The following is a 17,138-nucleotide window of genomic DNA, read 5'->3' on the forward strand; positions in this document are numbered from 1 at the left end:
ATGCAGAGCATGGCCGACCTGACGCTCCGTGCCGGGAAGGATTTTAGCGTCCCAGCATATAATCCACGAACCGCGGCAAATCCTTGAACCCGGACAGTTTCACCGCGCCGCCCTCCGCCTGCGCCGCCGGGGCCAGTGCGCGCGCAAAGCCGAGCTTGCCCGCCTCCTTCAGCCGCAATGCGCCGTGCGCGACGGGGCGGACCTCGCCCGACAGCGCGATCTCGCCGAAGACGATCGCGTCGGACGGTACCGGGCGTTCGGACAGCGCCGAGACCAAAGCGGCCGCGACAGCGAGGTCGGCGGCGGGGTCGGTCACGCGGTAGCCGCCGGCGATGTTGAGATAGACTTCGGCCGTGGCGAAGGCGAGGCCGCAGCGTGCCTCCAGCACGGCGAGGATCATCGCGAGGCGGCCGGAGTCCCAGCCGACGACGGCCCGGCGCGGGGTCGCTCCGGACGCCAAGCGCACGGTCAGCGCCTGTACCTCCACCAGTACCGGGCGGGTCCCCTCCAGCGCGGGGAAGACGACGGTGCCGGTGACATTCTCGTCACGGCTTGTCAGGAATAGCGACGAAGGGTTTGATACTTCGGACAATCCTTCGCTTTCCATCGCGAAGACGCCGATCTCGTCGGTGCCGCCGAAGCGGTTCTTGACCGCGCGCAGGATGCGGTACTGGTGGCTGCGCTCGCCCTCGAACGCCAGCACCGTGTCGACCATATGTTCGAGCACGCGGGGACCGGCGATCGACCCGTCCTTGGTGACATGGCCGACCAGCACGACGGCGGTGCCGCGTTCCTTGGCGAAGCGGATCAGTTCGCCCGACGAGGCGCGGACCTGGCTGACGGTGCCGGGCGCCCCTTCGATCAGGTCGCTGTGCATCGTCTGGATCGAATCGATGATGAGCAGGTCGGGCGCGGCCGATCCGCCGAACGTGGTCAGGATGTCACGGACCGAAGTCGCGGCGGCGAGCTGCACCGGGGCATTGCCCAGCCCCAGGCGGCGGGCGCGGAGACGCACCTGATCGGCGGCCTCTTCGCCCGAGACATAGGCGACGCTCTTGCCCGCCAGTGCCAGCTTCGCGGCGGCCTGTAGCAGCAGGGTCGACTTGCCGATGCCGGGATCGCCGCCGATCAGCGTCGCCGATCCCTCGACGAAGCCGCCGCCCAGCGCCCGATCGAGTTCGGCGATCTCGGTCTTCAGACGGTCGGGCAGCGCGATGTCGGTGTCGAGCCCCGACAACAGGATCGGCCGCCCACCGCTCTGCAGGTTATGCCGCGCCGAAAAGGGGGTGACGACCGCGCCGGCATCCTCGACCAGCGTATTCCAGTCGCCGCAATCGGCGCATTGCCCCGCCCATTTCGAGGATACCGATCCGCATTGCTGGCAGACATAGCGCTTTTGGGGTTTGGCCATGCCGCGGCGTTAGCAGATGCGGAACGAAAGGGGAATATCAGTCCAGTTCGCTGCCGCGTTTCAGGACCTTGGTCCCGTCGTCCTGCTCGATCAGATAGGCGGGATTGTCCTTGGTGCCGTTCTTGGTGATCTTGCTGCCCTTGATCGTGCGCTGGACGCGGCGTTCGAAGCGTTCCTCGACCTTGCCCTCCGCCGTGCCGTTGCCCCACGACCATTTGACCTTCTGGCCCTTCTTGTAGCTCTCGCTCATGCTGTCCGCTCCTTTTGTCGGGCGGGTCAACCCGTTGGAGCGCCCAAGCGTTCCGGTGGCGTACGCGGCGTTCCGGCGCTATGGGCACGCGGATGAAGCCTTCCCAGCTCCGCGTCGCGATGTTCAGCGGAAACTATAATTATGTCCGCGATGGCGCGAACCAGGCGCTCAACCGGCTGGCGCGCCACCTGCTCGACCATGGCGTGACGCTGCGCGTCTATTCGCCGACGACCGACAAGCCGGCCTTTCCGCCGACCGGCGATCTGGTCAGCGTGCCAGCCTATGGCATGCCCGGCGGGCGCGGCGAATATAAGCTGGCGCGGGGGCTGACCGCGAAGACGCGCGCCGATCTGACGGCGTTCGCGCCGAATATCGTCCATGTCTCCGCCCCCGATATCCTCGGCCACCGGGCACTCAGCTGGGGGCGCGACAACGGGATCGCGACGCTCGCCTCGCTGCACACGCGGTTCGAAACCTACCCGCAATATTATGGCATCGGCTTTCTGGAGCCGCTGGCGGTCGCGCTGTCGAAGCGATTCTATAATCGCGCCGATCAAGTGATGGTGCCCGGGCGCGGCATGGCCGATTTGCTGCGCGAATGGGGCGTGACCTCGCCGATCGGCATCTGGTCGCGCGGGGTGGATCATCAGCGCTTCAGTCCCGGCATGCGCGATCTCGACTGGCGGCGGTCGCTGGGGATCGGCGACGACGAGGTCGCGGTCAGCTTTCTCGGGCGGCTGGTGCTGGAAAAGGGGCTGGACGTCTTTTCGGAGGTCGCCACCGAATTGCAGCGGCGCGGGGTCAAGCATCGCATCCTCGTGATCGGCGAAGGGCCCGCGCGCGACTGGTTCGCCGAGCGGGTACCGCATGCCGTGTTCGCCGGGTTCCAGGCGGGCGACGATCTTGGCCGGGCGGTCGCGTCGATGGACGTGTTCTTCAACCCGTCGATCACCGAGACGTTCGGCAACGTCACGCTGGAGGCGATGGCGGCGGGCGTACCGGTGGTGGCGGCACGCGCGACCGGCGCGGTCGGCATGGTCGAGGACCGGACGACCGGGTTCCTCGTCCCGCCTCGCGACATTCCCGCCTATGCCGATGCGATTGCACGGCTGTGCGAGGATGCCGACCTGCGCTGGCGCATGGGGTTGGCGGGGCATGACGCGGCCAAGGGGTATCGCTGGGACAGCGCGAACCAGTCGGTGCTGGATGCGTATTTGCGGATCGTTCGGGGGTAGGTTGGTTCGGAGTAAACGTCGCCCCAGCGAAGGCTGGGGCATTCCGCGGCGAGGAGCGCGTTCCCTTACGGGGAGATCCCAGCCTTCGCTGGGATGACGTTGGCGGCGAGCGACGTTGGCGGTGAGCAGCGACGGGACCACTCCCCTTGGCCCCTGCCCTGCCGATCGCTTAACGTCGCATCAACCCGTGTCCGCTATCGCTGCGGGTGACGTTAGGGGCCCCTCGCCGATGATCGACAATTTCTCGCTGGGGCTGACCCACCTGCTGATGCTGATCGCGGCGTGGCGGTTGTTGCGGCGGCCGGACCTCGACGAGGAACGCGTGCGCGACGACGCCCCGCGCAAGGGCCGGGACCGCTTCGGTGCGTGATCTCGTCTTCGTCGCATTCCTGGGATTGTTGTTCGCGGCGGGGTTTCGCAAGCCGTTCGTGTTCGTGCTGACCTATGTCTATATCGACATCGTCTCGCCGCAGCGGCTGACCTATCTGCTGCTCAACTCGGTGCCGATCTCGCTGATCGCCTGCGGCCTTGCCGTGCTCGCCTGGGCGGTGGTCGACGACAAGCGCGACACGCGGATGGCGCCGCGCCAGTTCCTGATGCTCGCGCTCCTGCTCTATTGCCTGTGGACGACCAAGACCGCCGACTTCCCGGTCGAGGCGCAGTTCAAATGGGAATGGGTGTGGAAGGCGCTGGCCTTCGCCATCTTCCTGCCGCTGACACTTCGGACCAAATTGCGCATCGAATCGCTGCTGCTGTTCATGGTGCTGTCGGCCGCGTCGATCATCATCGTCGGCGGGATCAAGACGCTGGGGTCGGGCGGCGGCTATGGCGAATTGAACCTGATGGTGTCGAACAATGCCGGCCTGTACGAGGGGTCGACCATTTCGACCGTGGCGATCGCGATCATCCCGCTGATCCTGTGGTTCAGCCGCTTCGGCACGGTGTTCGCACCCGATTGGCGGGTGCGCGCATTCTGCTATGCCCTCGTCTTCTCCTGCCTGCTGATCCCGGTCGGCACGTCGACGCGGACCGGGCTGCTGTGCATCGGGCTGCTCGGCGTACTGATGCTGCGCGACGTGAAGCGGCGGCTGACCTATCTGGCGATGGCGGGCGCGGCGGGGTTGATGGCGGTGCCGTTCCTGCCGTCGGCCTTCACGCAGCGGATGGAGACGATCGGCACCTATCAGGCCGACGCATCGGCATCGACCCGGCTGGCGGTGTGGATGTGGACGCTCGACTATGTGAAGCAGAACCCGTTCGGCGGGGGCTTCGTCGCCTATCTCCAGAACCGCATCCGTTATGAAAAGGTCGCGGTGGTCGGCGAGGGCGCGAACCGGACGGTCGAACGCAGCCTGGAGGTCGATGCCGGGCGCGCCTATCACTCGGCCTATTTCGAGATGCTGGGCGAACAGGGCTATCCGGGGCTGCTGATCTGGCTGGCGATCAATCTGGGCGGGCTGTTCCGGATGGAGGTGCTCAGGCGGCGCTATGCCAAGGCGGGTGAGGACGAGGCGTGGGTCGTGCCACTGGCCGCCGCACTGCAGAACGGGCATATCGTGTATCTGTTCGGCGCGAATTTCGTCGCCATCGCCTTCCAGCCGTTCGTCTTCATGCTGATCGGCGCGCAGATCGGCCTCGACACCTATCTCGCGCGCAAACGTAGCGAACAGGCTTGGACGCCGATCCAGCGGCGCAAGAAGGGGGCGGTAGCCGCATGAACGAATTGAAGGCGCTGACCGGCGCGCGCGGCCTTGCCGCATGGTGGGTCGTGCTGTTCCACTTGCGCGGATCGATGGCGGAAATGCATCCGGCGATCGAATCCGCCATCGCCAAGGGCTATCTGGCGGTCGATTTCTTCTTCCTGCTGTCGGGCTTCGTCATCTGGCTGTCGTGGGGGCGGCGGTTCGGCGAAGGCGGGCTGCCGGTTGCCGGGCGGTTCCTGTGGAAGCGGATGGCACGGATCTGGCCGCTGCACCTGTTCGTGCTGGCCTGTGCGGTCGCGCTGGCCGTCGTGCTGGCGGCGACCGGGCGCAATATCGATCGCTTTCCCTTTGCCGAACTGCCGCTGCATGTCGTGCTGCTGCAAAGCTGGGGGTTCGTCGATCCGCTGAAATGGAACGATCCGGCCTGGTCGATCTCGGCCGAATCCGCCGCCTATCTGTTGTTTCCGCTGCTGGCGGTGGCGGTCGACTGGCGCCGCGTGCCGAGCGTGGTGCTGGTCGCCTTCGTCGCATTGCTGTTGTTCGGGCTGCTGCCGCTATGCGGGCAGGACGGCTTGGGCAGCGAGTTGCAACGCTTTGCCGTGGCGCGCTGCGTGATCCAGTTTGCCGCCGGGACCGCGATCGGCGCTTTGTGGCTGCGCTGGCAGGGGCGTGACCTTGTCGCGGTATCGGCGGGCATCCTCGCGCTGGGGCTGGCGGCGGCGTGGGGGACGAAGCTGCTGTCGGAGGCGCATTCGCTGCCCGCCGCACTCGCGTGCCTGTTGCTGGCGGCGGGGATCACGTCGAACCGGCGCGGCAACCCGCTGGAATGGTGGCCGATCTACCGGCTGGGCGAGATCAGCTATGCGACCTATCTCGGCCATTTCCTGCTGTGGTTCGTGTTCAAGCTGGTGCTGGTCGAGGATGCGACCGACGCGCCGCTATGGGTGCTGGCGCTGTATATCGTGGCGGTGATCGCGTCGTCGGAAGTGCTGTATCGCGGCGTAGAGCGGCCGGCGCAGAACTGGTTGAACCGGGTCGGGGATCGGCGGCGGCTGGCGGTGGCTTAGCGTTTCCGCTTACGTCACCCCGGACTTGATCCGGGGTCCCGCTTTCTTTGCCGCGCGTAGAGGAAGAAGAAGCGGGACCCCGGGTCAAGCCCGGGGTGACGTTTGGGGCGGATGGTGAGGATCACCACCCGCCTCCTCGCCTCACGCCTCGGCCAGTTCGCTTTGCAGTGCCTCGATCACCGCCTTCGAAAAGGCGGGAATGTCGTCGGGCTTGCGGCTGGTGATCAGGTTGCCGTCGATCACGACCTGTTCGTCGACCACCTCGGCACCGGCATTTTCGAGGTCGGTGCGGACCGATGGCCAGCTGGTCACGCGGCGGCCGTCGACCACGTCGGCCTCCACCAGCAGCCACGGCGCATGGCAGATGGCGGCGACGATCTTGTCGTCGTCCATGAATTCGCTGACGATCTCGACCGCGCGTTCCTGCATGCGCAGCTTGTCGGGATTGCCGACGCCGCCGGGCAGCAGCAGCATGTCGAATTCCTCGGTATCCACCGCGTCGAGCGTCAGGTCGGGGGTGATCGTCCGCGCCTTTTCGCTGTCGTTGACGACGCCCTGGATCGGATCGGTCTTGATCGAGGCGAGCGTCACGTTCGCGCCTGCGTCCAGCAGCGCCTGACGCGGGTCGAACAGTTCGGATTCCTCGAACCCGTCGGTGGCGAGGATCAGCACGCGGGCATTGGCGAGGTCGGCCATGGGAAGTCTCCTGTGCAGGGTGGTCCGCCCCCAACCGGCTGACTCCGCGTCGGTTCCCGCCCACGCGGCGGATGCCGGAACGAAGCGACGAGCCGAACATTGATCGGGATATTCGCAGGGACAGCCCGATGGAACCAGCCGAAGACGACGACCTCCCCTGCCCCGCCGGCTGCGTCTTTTCCGATTGCGAGGCGCCGGGCATCACCCGCAAGAAGCTGACGCGCGGCTGGGGCTATTACGACCCGGACGGCGACCGGATCACCGATCGGAACGAGATCGACCGGCTGAACGCCATCGGCCTGCCCCCCGCCTATCGCGACGCATGGTTCTGCCCCGATCCCACCGGTCATATCCAGGCGATCGGCTGGGACGAGAAGGGTCGCAAGCAATATCGCTATCACGCCGATTTCCGCGCGGCGCAGGAGAGCGCCAAATATGATCGCTGCGCGTCGTTCGGGCACAAGCTGCCGAAGCTGCGCGCGCAGGTGGAGCGGGACCTTGCCAAGCGCGCGCTGTCACGCGACCGGGCGGTGGCGGCGGTGGTGCGGCTGCTCGATCTCGGGCGGGTGCGCGTCGGCAACGAAGGCTATGCGCGGGTGAACAAGAGCTTCGGCGCGACGACGCTGCGCAAGCGGCATGCGAAGCTGAGCGGGACCAGGCTGAAGCTCCAATATCGCGCCAAGTCGGGCAAGATGCGGGTGCTGACGATCACCGACCGCTCGCTCGCCAGTTTCGTGCGCAAGTGCCAGGACCTGCCGGGACAGCACCTGTTCCGCTGGGTCGATGCCGAGGGGGAGACGCATCCGGTCACGTCGAGCGACGTCAACGCCTATATCCGCGCGGCGATGGGCGATGACTTCACCGCCAAGCATTTCCGGACGTGGGGTGCGAGCGTGCTGGCGTTCGCGACGCTCGCCGATGCCGATCAGGATATCAGCCTGAAGACGATGCTGGGCCCGGTGGTCGATGCGCTGGGCAATACGCCGGCCATCGCCCGCAAATCCTATGTCCACCCGCTGCTGATCGATCTGGTCAAGGACGGGCAGAGCGCGTTTCGCGAGACCCTGCGCCTGCCACGGGCCGCGAAACATCTCAGCCGCCACGAACGCGGGCTGATCGCGCTGCTCGAAGCGCAGGACCGCGTCGCCGTCGCCGCTTGAAGGAACCGCATGAGTACCAATACCACGTCGCCGGCCGCGACCGTCGAGAAGAGCTTCAACGCCGATCAGGCCCAGGCACAGGCCCGGCTGTTGCTGCAGGACAGTGCCCGGTGGATTTCGGACAACTGGCTGCAGGTGCTGGTGGCGCTGGGCGCCGGTGCGCTGATCGTCATCGTCCTGCTGCTGGTCCGCCGCTGGGGCATGAAGCTGGCGGGTGAGGACCGCACCGGATGGGGCAGCGTCGCAGGCCGCGCGATCGGGCGGACCGGGCTGTTCTTCATGGTGATGCTGGCCGCCAAGCTGGTCGACGGCTATGCCAGCGCGCCGCCGATGGTCACCGCGACGATCGAGTTCCTGTTCACCGTCGCCGCCGTGTTCCAGGCCGCGATCTGGGCGCGCGAGGTCATATTGGGTGCGGTCGAGCGGCGGACGGCGAGCGACCATTATCATGGCGAGGCGCTGGCATCGGCGATGGGGCTGATCCGGTTGCTGGTCACCTTCGCGCTGTTCGCCATCGCGCTGATCGTCGTGCTCGACAATCTGGGGGTGAACGTCACGGGTTTGGTCGCCGGCCTCGGCGTCGGCGGCATCGCCATCGGTCTGGCGGCGCAGGGCATCTTCGCCGACCTGTTCGCCGCGCTGTCGATCATCTTCGACAAGCCGTTTCGGCGCGGCGACAATGTCCATTACGACCAGACCGACGGGTCGATCGCCGAGATCGGGCTGAAATCCACCCGCATCCGTTCGGTCACCGGCGAAGAGCGGATCATTTCCAACAAGAACCTGCTCGACAAGGAAATCACCAACAACACCCGCCGCGCCCATCGCCGGGCGTCGTTCGTGATCGGCGTCACCTATCAGACCGATGCCGAGACCTGCGCGCGCATCCCGGCGATGCTGCGCGAGGTGGTGGAGGCGGAGGAGCGCGTGTTCGTCCGTTGCGGGCTGATCGGCTTCGGCGCGTCGAGCATCGATTTCGAGCTGCTCTTCGATTCGGCCGGCGCCGATTATGCAGCGTTTTACGACGGGCGGACGGCGGTCGGCATCGCGATCCTGCGCCGCTTCGCCGCCGAGGGGATCGAGATCGCCTATCCGACCCAGGTCAATCTGAATGCCCGCGCGGACGGCACGATCGTCGATCCCAGCCCGGCACATCCGTAGCGTTTTTCGAACATCGGGTCTGCCCTCCCGTCATAGCGCATTTGCCCTTTCGGAAAATTCGGTGCGTCGACGCTTGCAGCGGCGCCGGCCGACGCTATGATCGCCCTAACGTGCGGGAGAGGATCGCAATGGCCGAAATTGCGGCAGAGGAACTGGCGGCGCAGGTCGGCGCAACATGGCGGTCCGAATGGATCGTCGTCGATCAGGCGATGATCGATGCCTTTGCCGATGCGACCGGCGACCGGCAATTCATCCATGTCGACCCGCAGGCCGCCGCCGCGACTCCGTTCGGCGGAACCATCGCCCATGGGTTCCTGCTGCTGTCGCTCATGCCGAGACTGGCGGAGGCGACCGATCTGCCCCGGATCGCCGGCGTGCGGATGGAAGTCAATTATGGCGGCAACCGCACCCGCTTTCTGGCGCCCGTCCGGTCCGGCTCCCGCATCCGCGGCCGTTTCACGCTGCTGGCGCTGGAGCAGAAACACCCCGGCCAATGGCAGCGGACCAGCGAATATGCCGTCGAGGTCGACGGCGCCGACTCCCCCGCGCTGATCGCCGAATGGATCAGCCAGTATTTCACCTGAACACCCGAGGAAATTCCATGCGCTCTGCCGTCATCGTATCGACCGCCCGCACGCCCATCGGCCGCGCCTATCGCGGGGCTTTCAACAACCTGCCCGCGCCGACGCTGGCCGCCCATTCGATCCGAGCTGCGGTCGAGCGCGCCGGGATCGACGGGGCGGAGGTCGACGACGTGCTGTTGGGCGCGGCGATGCAGCAGGGGCATCAGGCAAACAATATCGCCCGCAACGCCGCGCTGCGCGCCGGCCTGCCGATCAGCGTTTCGGGCATGTCGATCGACCGGCAATGCGCCAGCGGCCTGATGGCGATCGCCACCGCCGCCAAGCAGATCGTGCACGACCGGATGGATATCTGCGTCGCGGGCGGCGTCGAATCGATCAGCCTGGTGCAGACGCCGCAGATGCGCCTTGCACCCGACCCCGAACTGCTCGCGATGCATGGCGATATCTACATGCCGATGCTCCAGACCGCCGAGATCGTGGCTGCGCGTTACGGCATCTCGCGCGAGCGGCAGGACGCCTATGCGCTCCAATCGCAGCAGCGCACCGCCGCCGCGCAGACGGCGGGCCTGTTCGACGCCGAACTCATTCCCGTGACCGCCACGATGAACGTCGTCGACAAGGCGACGAAGGAAGTGTCGAGCCATGAAGTCACGCTGACCAAGGACGAGGGCAACCGCGCAGATACGACGATCGAGGGGCTGCAGGCGCTCAAGCCCGTGCTGGGCGAACAGGCGGTCATCACCGCCGGCAATGCCAGCCAGTTGTCGGACGGATCGTCGGCCTGCGTGGTGATGGAGGAATCGGTGGCGGCGGCCCGCGGGCTGCAGCCGCTCGGCCGCTATGTCGGGATGGCGGTGGCGGGCACCAAGCCGGACGAGATGGGGATCGGCCCGGTCTATGCGGTGCCGAAGCTGCTCGAACGCTTCGGGCTGAAAACGGACGATATCGGGCTGTGGGAGCTGAACGAGGCGTTCGCGGTGCAGGTGCTGCATTGCCAGGACGTGCTGGGCATTCCCAACGACCGGCTGAACGTCAATGGCGGCGCGATTGCGATTGGCCATCCGTATGGCATGTCGGGCGCGCGGATGACCGGCCATGCGCTGATCGAAGGCAAGCGGCGTGGCGTGAAATATGTCGTCATTACGATGTGCGTCGGCGGCGGCATGGGCGCCGCGGGGTTGTTCGAGGTGCTTTGAGAGGGCTCGCGGCATCCGACACGGTAGGGAGCCATTGTGTCGGGTGCTGGCGATGGAACCGCGACGGTGCCGCGTCCATGGATCCCGGCCTGCGCCGGGATGACGGTTTTGGTGAGACGGACGTCGTCTAAAACGTCGTAGAACGAACTACCCTCCCCCACCCCGTTCGGTTCGAGCAGCTTCGAGCTTGTCGAGAAGCGTCAGTCGAGAACTTGGTCGCTCGGGACACCCCCTTCTCGACTTCGGTTCTCGACAGGCTCTAACCTGCGCTCGAAGCAAACGGTGGGTTTGGATGGATAAGGTTGTGGCGATCGGGTAGCGCCCCCCCCCCCCCGCCGGGGAGAGGGCTTTTAGGCGTCACCCGATCCGCTGCATCCAGCCGTGCGGGTCGTTGCTCCGCCCCCGCTGGATGTCGGTCAGCTGCTTGAGCAGCGCCTGCGTCCGCTCGCCGGGCTGGCCGTCGCCGATCTGGAAGCTGAAATCCGCCGACGATACCTTGCCGATCGGCGTCACGACGGCCGCCGTGCCGCAAGCGAACGCCTCGACCAGGCGGCCGCTGGCGGCATCGGCCTGCCACTCCTCGATCGAATAGCGTTCCTCGCGCACCGTGATCTCCTGATCGCGGGCCAGCGTCAGGATCGAATCGCGGGTGATGCCGGGCAGGATCGTGCCGGTCAGCGGCGGGGTGAGCATCGTGCCGTCGTCGAACACGAAGAAGATGTTCATGCCGCCCAGTTCCTCGACCCAGCGGCGCTCGGTCGCGTCGAGGAACACGACCTGATCGCAGCCCTGCCGGATCGCTTCCGACTGGGCGAGCAGGCTGGCGGCATAGTTGCCGCCGCACTTGGCATCGCCGGTGCCGCCGGGCGCGGCGCGGGTAAATTCCTTCGACACCCAGAGCGACACGCTCTTGGCACCGCCCGGCCAGTAATTGCCGACCGCCGAGGCGATCACGCAATAGAGATATTCGGCCGAGGGCTTCACGCCGAGGAACGTCTCGGACGCGATCATGAACGGGCGGAGGTAGAGCGCGCTGCCCTCGCCGGCCGGAATCCACTCGCGCTCGGCCAGCGTCAGTTCGCGGCACGACGCGACGAACAGGTCCTCGGGCAGCTCGGCCATGGCGAGGCGCTTGGCCGACCGCCGGAACCGGGCGGCATTCTGTTCGGCGCGGAACAGCGCGACGCCGCCATCGGGCAGCGTGTAGGCCTTCAGTCCCTCGAAGATTTCCTGCGCATAGTGGAGCACGGCGGCGGCCGGGTCCATGACGATCGGCGCGCGCGCGGTGATCTTCGCGTCGTGCCAGCCCTTGTCCTCCGACCAGCGGATCGTCGCCATGTGATCGGTGAATACCCGGCCAAAGCCCGGATTGACGATCCGCGCCGCCCGCTCGCTCGCCTCGACCGGGGTCGCATGGGGTTCGAAGGCGAAGCTCGGCTGCGTCATGGCGTCCTCTTGGATGAATGCTTGCGGAGGGGTAGGCCGGATGGCACAAATGGTCAACATGACTGCCCCATCTTCCGCGCAACCGATGACCGCATCCGCCCTGTTCCTGCGCGAGGCCGAGGTGCGACGCGGGATCGAGCTACTCTATTTCGGCTACAGCCACCTGACGCGCAGCATCGACGAGGAACTGTCCGCGCAGAATCTGGGGCGGGCGCATCACCGCGCGCTCTATTTCATCGCACGGCGGCCTGATCTGTCGGTCAGCGAATTGTTGCGGTTGCTGGCGATCACCAAACAGTCGCTCGGGCGGGTGCTGAACGACCTGTCGGCACGCGAACTGGTCGAAAGCCGGGCGGGCGACCGCGATGCACGGCAGCGGTTGCTGAAGCTGACGCCCGAGGGGCAGGCGCTGGAGGCCCGGCTGTACGAGATGCTGAACGCGAAACTGTCGCGCGCCTATTCGGGGGCGGGACAGGATGCGGTCAGCGGTTTCTGGGCCGTGCTGGAGGGGCTGATCCCGGCAGGGGACAAGGCTGCGGTGGCGGCGTTGGGGCGACCATGACTGCTGCACCGTCACCCCGGACTTGATCCGGGGTCCCGCTTCCTTTGGCACGGTTAGAAGAAGAAGCGGGACCCCGGGTCAAGCCCGGGGTGACGGGATCGCAAGTGGCTTAGCCCCGCGCAGCTGCGGCTATTTCCGCGTTGCGACGTTCGGATGCGGCGAGCGTGGCGCTGAGCAGCTGCTTAAGCGCATCGCCTTCGTCGAGCACGTTCAAGCCTTGCCGCGTCGATCCGCCGGGGCTGGCGACACGGTCGGCGAGCGTCGCAGGCGATACGTCCGACCCGGCGGCCATGGTCGCCGATCCCTGTACCGTGGCAATGGCGAGGCGTTGCGCCTGATCGGCAGGCAGGCCGAGAGCGGCACCGGCTGCTGCCAACGCGTCGATGAAGCGGAACACGAAACCCGGCCCGCAGCCCGACAGCGCCGTAACCGCGTCGAACAGCGCGGCGTCGTCGATCCATTCGACCAGCCCGAGCGGGGCCATCAGCGCGGCGGCGGTATCGCGGGCAGCCCGATCCTCCCCGTGCGAATGCAACGCCACGACCCCCTCCCCAATCGCGACCGGCAGGTTCGGCATGGCGCGGACGACGGTGGCGGCGTCGAACCGCCGCGCCAGCGCCGCCTCCTCGACCCCGGCAAGGATCGAGATCAGCAGCGGCACGCCGGCGATATGCGGCGCAAGGTCGGGCGCGACCTGATCGAGTTGTTGCGGCTTGATCGCCAGCACGACGACCGCCGGCGGCCCGTCCTGCGGGATCGCCGTACCATGGGTCACGCCCGCCGGCACCTCGCGCGGCGAGCGGGTGACGACGGTGATCGCCCTCGGATCGACGCCATCGGCGATCCACCGCTCCAGCATCGCCCCGCCCATATTGCCGCAGCCGATCAGCCACAGCGGTCCGGGCAGCGCGGTCATGCCTCGCCCTGCGTCTCGATCATCGACGCGGCGATCGCTTCCTTCGGCGACTTGCCGCCCCACAGCACGAACTGGAACACCGGGTAGAAGCGCTCGCATTCGTCGATCGCGGCGTCGATCATCATTTCCGCCTGATCGATGGTCAGCACCGGCTCCTCCGGCAGCATCGCGGCGTGGCGATACAGCAGGATGCCGCTCGACGACCACAGCTCGAAATGGCCGATCCACAGCTGTTCGTTGATCAGGCCGATCGTTTCATAGATCGCCCCGCGCCGTTCGTCGGCGACGCGGATGTCGGGCAGCGCGAGGAACTGCAGCACGCCGTCCTCGCCCCGCCAGATGGCGCGCAGCTCGAACTCGGTCCAGCTGCCCTTCACATGCGCGACGATCTCGTCGCCGTCGCGCTCATGCTTCCAGCCGTGCGCCGCGAAATAGCGCTCCAGCGTATCGATCGGCACGGCGTCGTCGCCGTCCTCTTCCACTTCGTCCAACATCATCCCCAAATCTTTAGCCGCTCGCGTGCCCGGCGTCACGCGTTACGGCGTGGGACCCGGGACGGCGGATCAGAGCGCGCCTTCGCCCGCCCCCGGCGCGTCGGGCGTGATCGGCTGCGCGGCCGGCGCGGTCTTGCCCTCCAGCGCGTCGAGCCGGGCGCGCAGCGCGTCGGCCTCGTCGCGGGCGGCGACGGCCATCGCCTTCACCACTTCGAATTCGTCGCGGCTGACGAAATCCATGCCGCCCAGGAAGGTCTTGGCACGTTCGCGCGCCGCAGCCTCGCCCTCGCGGGCCATGCCGGCAAGGGTCCCGGCGGCGCCGTTCACGAACTTGGCGAAATCGTCGAACAGGCGATTGTCGGACTGCATGGAAAATCCTTCCGGTTGGTCGGGCGCGACACGGCCCGCCCTTTCTCTAGAGCTTGATTTGGGTGGAATGGGCCGGCGGCACAAGGGTTTCCGCATCCGGATTGCGCCGGTCGATCTGCCAATTGAGCGCCGATGCGATCACCAGCCAGACCAGATAGGGCACCAGCAGCCACGCCGCGATCGGCCGAATGCGGCCGAAGGCGAAGGTGGTGGCAAGCGCGGTCAGGAACAGGGCGACGATCAGGTATAGCGCCAGTGTCACCTGATGCGCGCCGAAGAACAGCGGCGACCATATGAGGTTCATCGCCAGCTGCAGGGTGAACAGCGCGATCGCGATGCCGCGCCCCCGCGCCCCGCGTGCGTTGAGAACGACCGCCAGCGCGAAGCCCATCAGCAGGTACAGGATCGTCCAGACGACCGGGAATGCCCATTGCGGCGGGCGGATCGCCGGCAGGTCCAGCATCCGGTACCAGCCATTCGCATCCCCCGCGACGACCAGCTGTCCCGACGTGAACCCCAGCAAAAGGATTAACGGCACGCACACCACCGCGCGCCGCAGAAATCCTGATCGCAACTGCCACTTCGACGCGATCTCGTTCATCCCGTACCCCAGCCCCCACTGCGCACGCTGCGCTGCCGTTCAGGGCGCATTGCTTGCTGTGTGCGGTGCATCATTGCAAGCCAAAGCGGTCGATTCGGGGGCGTACGCACCGATCAGGAACTCGATATTGCCCTCGGGACCGGTAATTGGGCTGGGATCGACGCCCGCAACGCGCCAGCCAAGGCCGGTCAGCCAGTCGGCGACCGCGTCGCAGACCCGCGCATGGATCGCGGGGTCGCGCACCACCCCACCCTTGCCGACCTCGTCGCGGCCCGCCTCGAACTGCGGCTTGATCAGCGCCAGCAGCCGCCCGCCGGGCTTCACGAAGCCGAGCGGCACCGCCAGCACCTTGGCCAGCGCGATGAAGCTGGCATCGCACACCACCAGGTCGATCGGCTCGGGGATATGGGCGGGCGTCAGCAAGCGTGCGCTGAGCTGTTCATGGACGATCACTCGCGGGTCCTGTCGCAGCTTCCACGCCAGCTGGTTGGTGCCGCTGTCGACCGCATAGACCCGCGCCGCGCCGCGCGACAGCAGCACATCGGTAAAGCCCCCGGTCGACGACCCGACATCGATCGCCACCGCACCACCCACGTCCCAGCCGAAATGGTCGAGGCCGTGCGCCAGCTTGATCCCGCCGCGCGACACCCAGGGATGATCGCGTCCGCGCACGTCGAGCGTCGCGTCGGGCGGCAGTTGCTGGCCGGGCTTGTCCACCTTGCGGTCGCCGACGAACACCAGCCCCGCCATGATGAGCGCCTGCGCCCGCGTCCGGCTTTCGGCCAGACCGCGATCGACGAGCATCTGGTCCGCACGTTGCTTTGCCATGGCCCCGCATGGCGCGGCTTTCCGCCCGTCGCAACCCTTGATCGACTGGTCGATTGGCCATTGCCTATCGTTTAAGTAGGAATACATTGGCTGCAGGAAGTCGCCCGGACCCGATCCCTGTCCCTAAGCGTGGCCGGCGGCTTCCACCCTGTTGGAACACCCAAGAGCAGGAGCGCGATGATGGCACAGCTTTCGACTCCCCAGACCGGCCTGCCGACGGTGTTGACCGTGCCGGGCCTCAACGGTTCCGGCCCGTCGCACTGGCAGACATTGTGGGAGCAATCGCGGCCCGATACCGCGCGGGTCGAACTGGGCCTGTGGTCGCGGCCCTTGCGCAATGCATGGGTGACGAAGCTGGACCAGGCGATCCGGCAGGCGCAGGCGCCGGTGGTCCTCGCCGCGCACTCGCTCGGCTGCCTCGCGGTCGCATGGTGGGCGCAGCTGTCGGGCCAGCCCTATGGCTGGCCTGTGGCGGGCGCGTTGCTCGTGGCGCCGGCGGATGTCGATCGCCCCGGCGCGCCGGTCGAGTTGCAGGGGTTCGCCCCGACGCCGCGCTTCGCCCTGCCCTTTCCGTCGCTGGTCGTCGCATCGACCGACGACCCGTGGGTGTCGATCGAGCGGGCGCATTCGATGGCGGTCGATTGGGGCAGCCATTTCGTCGATGCCGGCGCGCAGGGCCACCTCAACGCCGCCAGCGGCATCGGCTGGTGGGAGGAAGGACAGGAACTGCTCGACCGGGTCATCGCTGCGTCGGGAGATGGCCATGGCCATGTCCGGTTGCCCTCCGAAGCGCGCTCTGTGCTGGCGGTGAACGCCACCGACGCAGCGCAGGGGCAGTTCCTGCGCTAGAGGAACGGGTTGCGGACCTCCAGCCGAGCATCGATGACCAGCCCGTGATGGAGGTCCTCGCTCCATAGCCGATCGCAACCCGCGGACAGCGCGGCGGCGGAGATCATGCTGTCGTAGATCGACAGGCGATAGCGTTCGGCGATGCGCAGGCCATCGCGGTGGATGGCATCGGTCAGGGGAACAATGTGCGGACACAGGACGCGCAACGCGGCAAGGGCGTCGTGGATTGCCGGCCATTCGTAGCGCAGCTTGCGCCGGGTAACGGTCGCAAACTCGTTGAGCGACTGCACGCTGATGATACCGCCGTCCGCCAGAAGCGACTGCGCGCGTATCGCCCTGTCATCGACGCCCAGCGCATAGACGAGAATGTTCGTGTCGAAGAACGCGACGCTCAACGCGCGTTCGCCTCCTCTCGATCGAATTTGTATCCGGGCGGGAGTGGCCGTGCCAACGCGCGCATCGCGGCAATTGCTTCGTCACGAGTCATTGGCGCAGGATCGCTGCTCCGCCGCACTTCGACGCTATCCCCTTCATGCAGCCCCAGCGTTTCGGCCACATCCTGCGGAATGACGATAGCGAGCTGGTCACCGATCTTTTCGACCTTCACCGC

21 protein-coding genes are annotated in these 17,138 nt (G+C 66.9%); 10 read left to right on the forward strand and 11 right to left on the reverse strand.

Annotated elements, in window-relative coordinates; genetic code table 11:
* Positions 1-43 precede the first annotated feature (43 nt).
* Together radA and PPZ50_RS12680 are read right to left on the reverse strand one after the other, a co-directional pair.
* Entirely contained in the window at positions 44-1,411 is a 1,368-nt protein-coding gene (radA, locus tag PPZ50_RS12675) for a DNA repair protein RadA (RefSeq protein WP_066688628.1), read from the reverse strand.
* 37 nt (positions 1,412-1,448) lie between these two features.
* Entirely contained in the window at positions 1,449-1,661 is a 213-nt protein-coding gene (locus tag PPZ50_RS12680) for a DUF2945 domain-containing protein (protein ID WP_066688626.1), read from the reverse strand.
* A 92-nt stretch (positions 1,662-1,753) separates the two neighbouring features.
* Between PPZ50_RS12680 and PPZ50_RS12685 the strand changes: the two genes are divergently transcribed.
* From PPZ50_RS12685 to PPZ50_RS12700, 4 genes are all read left to right on the forward strand, one after another.
* A complete protein-coding gene (locus PPZ50_RS12685) occupies positions 1,754-2,896 on the forward strand; it encodes a glycosyltransferase family 4 protein (RefSeq protein WP_066688683.1) in 1,143 nt (380 codons plus the stop codon).
* A 229-nt stretch (positions 2,897-3,125) separates the two neighbouring features.
* On the forward strand, positions 3,126-3,266 hold the full coding sequence (locus PPZ50_RS12690; protein ID WP_164523846.1) for a hypothetical protein: 141 nt from the start codon (positions 3,126-3,128) through the stop codon (positions 3,264-3,266).
* Positions 3,259-4,614: a DUF5935 domain-containing protein gene (locus tag PPZ50_RS12695; protein ID WP_066688624.1), complete on the forward strand. Its 1,356-nt coding sequence runs from the start codon at positions 3,259-3,261 to the stop codon at positions 4,612-4,614. The genes PPZ50_RS12690 and PPZ50_RS12695 overlap by 8 nt, the downstream gene beginning before the upstream one ends.
* Positions 4,611-5,666 carry an acyltransferase family protein gene (locus PPZ50_RS12700; protein WP_066688622.1) on the forward strand — a complete coding sequence of 352 codons (1,056 nt, stop codon included), beginning with the start codon at positions 4,611-4,613 and terminating at the stop codon, positions 5,664-5,666. Before PPZ50_RS12695 ends, PPZ50_RS12700 begins: the two co-directional genes overlap by 4 nt.
* 141 nt (positions 5,667-5,807) lie before the next feature.
* Here the strand turns inward: PPZ50_RS12700 and PPZ50_RS12705 are convergent, their stop codons facing one another.
* Entirely contained in the window at positions 5,808-6,362 is a 555-nt protein-coding gene (locus tag PPZ50_RS12705) for a type 1 glutamine amidotransferase domain-containing protein (protein WP_066688617.1), read from the reverse strand.
* A gap of 128 nt (positions 6,363-6,490) precedes the next feature.
* Here PPZ50_RS12705 and PPZ50_RS12710 point away from each other — a divergent pair, with 128 nt between their 5' ends.
* The 4 genes from PPZ50_RS12710 (at position 6,491) to PPZ50_RS12725 (ending at position 10,463) form a co-directional block, all read left to right on the forward strand.
* Positions 6,491-7,522 (forward strand): DNA topoisomerase IB, encoded by a 1,032-nt coding sequence (locus tag PPZ50_RS12710; RefSeq protein ID WP_066688616.1) that lies wholly within the window; start codon positions 6,491-6,493, stop codon positions 7,520-7,522.
* 9 nt (positions 7,523-7,531) lie between these two features.
* Positions 7,532-8,683: a mechanosensitive ion channel family protein gene (locus tag PPZ50_RS12715; protein WP_066688615.1), complete on the forward strand. Its 1,152-nt coding sequence runs from the start codon at positions 7,532-7,534 to the stop codon at positions 8,681-8,683.
* Between the two features lie 128 nt (positions 8,684-8,811).
* Positions 8,812-9,267: a MaoC family dehydratase gene (locus PPZ50_RS12720; protein WP_066688614.1), complete on the forward strand. Its 456-nt coding sequence runs from the start codon at positions 8,812-8,814 to the stop codon at positions 9,265-9,267.
* 17 nt (positions 9,268-9,284) lie between these two features.
* Positions 9,285-10,463, forward strand: coding sequence for an acetyl-CoA C-acyltransferase (locus tag PPZ50_RS12725; protein WP_066688612.1), 1,179 nt, complete (start codon positions 9,285-9,287; stop codon positions 10,461-10,463).
* Positions 10,464-10,820: 357 nt separating this feature from the next.
* On the opposite strand, the gene PPZ50_RS12730 is transcribed toward PPZ50_RS12725, so the two are convergent.
* The gene (locus PPZ50_RS12730) at positions 10,821-11,909 is read right to left on the reverse strand and encodes a branched-chain amino acid aminotransferase (RefSeq protein ID WP_066694098.1); all 1,089 of its coding nucleotides are present in this window, start codon (positions 11,907-11,909) and stop codon (positions 10,821-10,823) included.
* Positions 11,910-11,994: 85 nt separating this feature from the next.
* Here PPZ50_RS12730 and PPZ50_RS12735 point away from each other — a divergent pair, with 85 nt between their 5' ends.
* Positions 11,995-12,471 (forward strand): MarR family winged helix-turn-helix transcriptional regulator, encoded by a 477-nt coding sequence (locus PPZ50_RS12735; protein WP_232308064.1) that lies wholly within the window; start codon positions 11,995-11,997, stop codon positions 12,469-12,471.
* 109 nt (positions 12,472-12,580) lie between these two features.
* Here the strand turns inward: PPZ50_RS12735 and proC are convergent, their stop codons facing one another.
* The 5 genes from proC to PPZ50_RS12760 all read right to left on the reverse strand — a co-directional run bounded on the left by proC (position 12,581) and on the right by PPZ50_RS12760 (position 15,679).
* The gene (proC, locus tag PPZ50_RS12740) at positions 12,581-13,387 is read right to left on the reverse strand and encodes a pyrroline-5-carboxylate reductase (protein WP_066694104.1); all 807 of its coding nucleotides are present in this window, start codon (positions 13,385-13,387) and stop codon (positions 12,581-12,583) included.
* Positions 13,384-13,884, reverse strand: a complete 501-nt coding sequence (locus PPZ50_RS12745) for a YbjN domain-containing protein (protein ID WP_066694106.1) — start codon at positions 13,882-13,884, stop codon at positions 13,384-13,386. The genes proC and PPZ50_RS12745 overlap by 4 nt, the downstream gene beginning before the upstream one ends.
* A gap of 66 nt (positions 13,885-13,950) precedes the next feature.
* Positions 13,951-14,250, reverse strand: coding sequence for an accessory factor UbiK family protein (locus PPZ50_RS12750; protein ID WP_066694108.1), 300 nt, complete (start codon positions 14,248-14,250; stop codon positions 13,951-13,953).
* A gap of 46 nt (positions 14,251-14,296) precedes the next feature.
* Complete coding sequence (locus PPZ50_RS12755; protein WP_066694110.1) at positions 14,297-14,851, reverse strand: TspO/MBR family protein; 555 nt, start codon at positions 14,849-14,851, stop codon at positions 14,297-14,299.
* Between the two features lie 39 nt (positions 14,852-14,890).
* On the reverse strand, positions 14,891-15,679 hold the full coding sequence (locus PPZ50_RS12760) for a TlyA family RNA methyltransferase (RefSeq protein WP_198158625.1): 789 nt from the start codon (positions 15,677-15,679) through the stop codon (positions 14,891-14,893).
* Between the two features lie 180 nt (positions 15,680-15,859).
* Between PPZ50_RS12760 and PPZ50_RS12765 the strand changes: the two genes are divergently transcribed.
* Positions 15,860-16,528 carry an RBBP9/YdeN family alpha/beta hydrolase gene (locus PPZ50_RS12765; RefSeq protein WP_066694544.1) on the forward strand — a complete coding sequence of 223 codons (669 nt, stop codon included), beginning with the start codon at positions 15,860-15,862 and terminating at the stop codon, positions 16,526-16,528.
* Here the strand turns inward: PPZ50_RS12765 and PPZ50_RS12770 are convergent.
* Positions 16,525-16,923: a PIN domain-containing protein gene (locus PPZ50_RS12770; protein WP_066694113.1), complete on the reverse strand. Its 399-nt coding sequence runs from the start codon at positions 16,921-16,923 to the stop codon at positions 16,525-16,527. The genes PPZ50_RS12765 and PPZ50_RS12770 overlap by 4 nt on opposite strands.
* Positions 16,920-17,135, reverse strand: coding sequence for an AbrB/MazE/SpoVT family DNA-binding domain-containing protein (locus PPZ50_RS12775; RefSeq protein ID WP_066694115.1), 216 nt, complete (start codon positions 17,133-17,135; stop codon positions 16,920-16,922). Before PPZ50_RS12775 ends, PPZ50_RS12770 begins: the two co-directional genes overlap by 4 nt.
* Between the last annotated feature and the right edge of the window lie 3 nt (positions 17,136-17,138).

This window comes from Sphingomonas hankookensis (assembly GCF_028551275.1).
Lineage (GTDB): Bacteria > Pseudomonadota > Alphaproteobacteria > Sphingomonadales > Sphingomonadaceae > Sphingomonas > Sphingomonas hankookensis_A.

Bases quoted from the DNA above. Each gene is read 5' to 3' on its own strand.
- radA (WP_066688628.1), bottom strand. From the start codon at position 1,411: ATGGCCAAACCCCAAAAGCGCTATGTCTGCCAGCAATGCGGATCGGTA.
- PPZ50_RS12680 (WP_066688626.1), bottom strand. From the start codon at position 1,661: ATGAGCGAGAGCTACAAGAAGGGCCAGAAGGTCAAATGGTCGTGGGGC.
- PPZ50_RS12685 (WP_066688683.1), top strand. From the start codon at position 1,754: ATGAAGCCTTCCCAGCTCCGCGTCGCGATGTTCAGCGGAAACTATAAT.
- PPZ50_RS12690 (WP_164523846.1), top strand. From the start codon at position 3,126: ATGATCGACAATTTCTCGCTGGGGCTGACCCACCTGCTGATGCTGATC.
- PPZ50_RS12700 (WP_066688622.1), top strand. From the start codon at position 4,611: ATGAACGAATTGAAGGCGCTGACCGGCGCGCGCGGCCTTGCCGCATGG.
- PPZ50_RS12705 (WP_066688617.1), bottom strand. From the start codon at position 6,362: ATGGCCGACCTCGCCAATGCCCGCGTGCTGATCCTCGCCACCGACGGG.
- PPZ50_RS12710 (WP_066688616.1), top strand. From the start codon at position 6,491: ATGGAACCAGCCGAAGACGACGACCTCCCCTGCCCCGCCGGCTGCGTC.
- PPZ50_RS12715 (WP_066688615.1), top strand. From the start codon at position 7,532: ATGAGTACCAATACCACGTCGCCGGCCGCGACCGTCGAGAAGAGCTTC.
- PPZ50_RS12720 (WP_066688614.1), top strand. From the start codon at position 8,812: ATGGCCGAAATTGCGGCAGAGGAACTGGCGGCGCAGGTCGGCGCAACA.
- PPZ50_RS12725 (WP_066688612.1), top strand. From the start codon at position 9,285: ATGCGCTCTGCCGTCATCGTATCGACCGCCCGCACGCCCATCGGCCGC.
- PPZ50_RS12730 (WP_066694098.1), bottom strand. From the start codon at position 11,909: ATGACGCAGCCGAGCTTCGCCTTCGAACCCCATGCGACCCCGGTCGAG.
- PPZ50_RS12735 (WP_232308064.1), top strand. From the start codon at position 11,995: ATGACCGCATCCGCCCTGTTCCTGCGCGAGGCCGAGGTGCGACGCGGG.
- proC (WP_066694104.1), bottom strand. From the start codon at position 13,387: ATGACCGCGCTGCCCGGACCGCTGTGGCTGATCGGCTGCGGCAATATG.
- PPZ50_RS12745 (WP_066694106.1), bottom strand. From the start codon at position 13,884: ATGATGTTGGACGAAGTGGAAGAGGACGGCGACGACGCCGTGCCGATC.
- PPZ50_RS12750 (WP_066694108.1), bottom strand. From the start codon at position 14,250: ATGCAGTCCGACAATCGCCTGTTCGACGATTTCGCCAAGTTCGTGAAC.
- PPZ50_RS12755 (WP_066694110.1), bottom strand. From the start codon at position 14,851: ATGAACGAGATCGCGTCGAAGTGGCAGTTGCGATCAGGATTTCTGCGG.
- PPZ50_RS12760 (WP_198158625.1), bottom strand. From the start codon at position 15,679: ATGGCAAAGCAACGTGCGGACCAGATGCTCGTCGATCGCGGTCTGGCC.
- PPZ50_RS12765 (WP_066694544.1), top strand. From the start codon at position 15,860: ATGGCACAGCTTTCGACTCCCCAGACCGGCCTGCCGACGGTGTTGACC.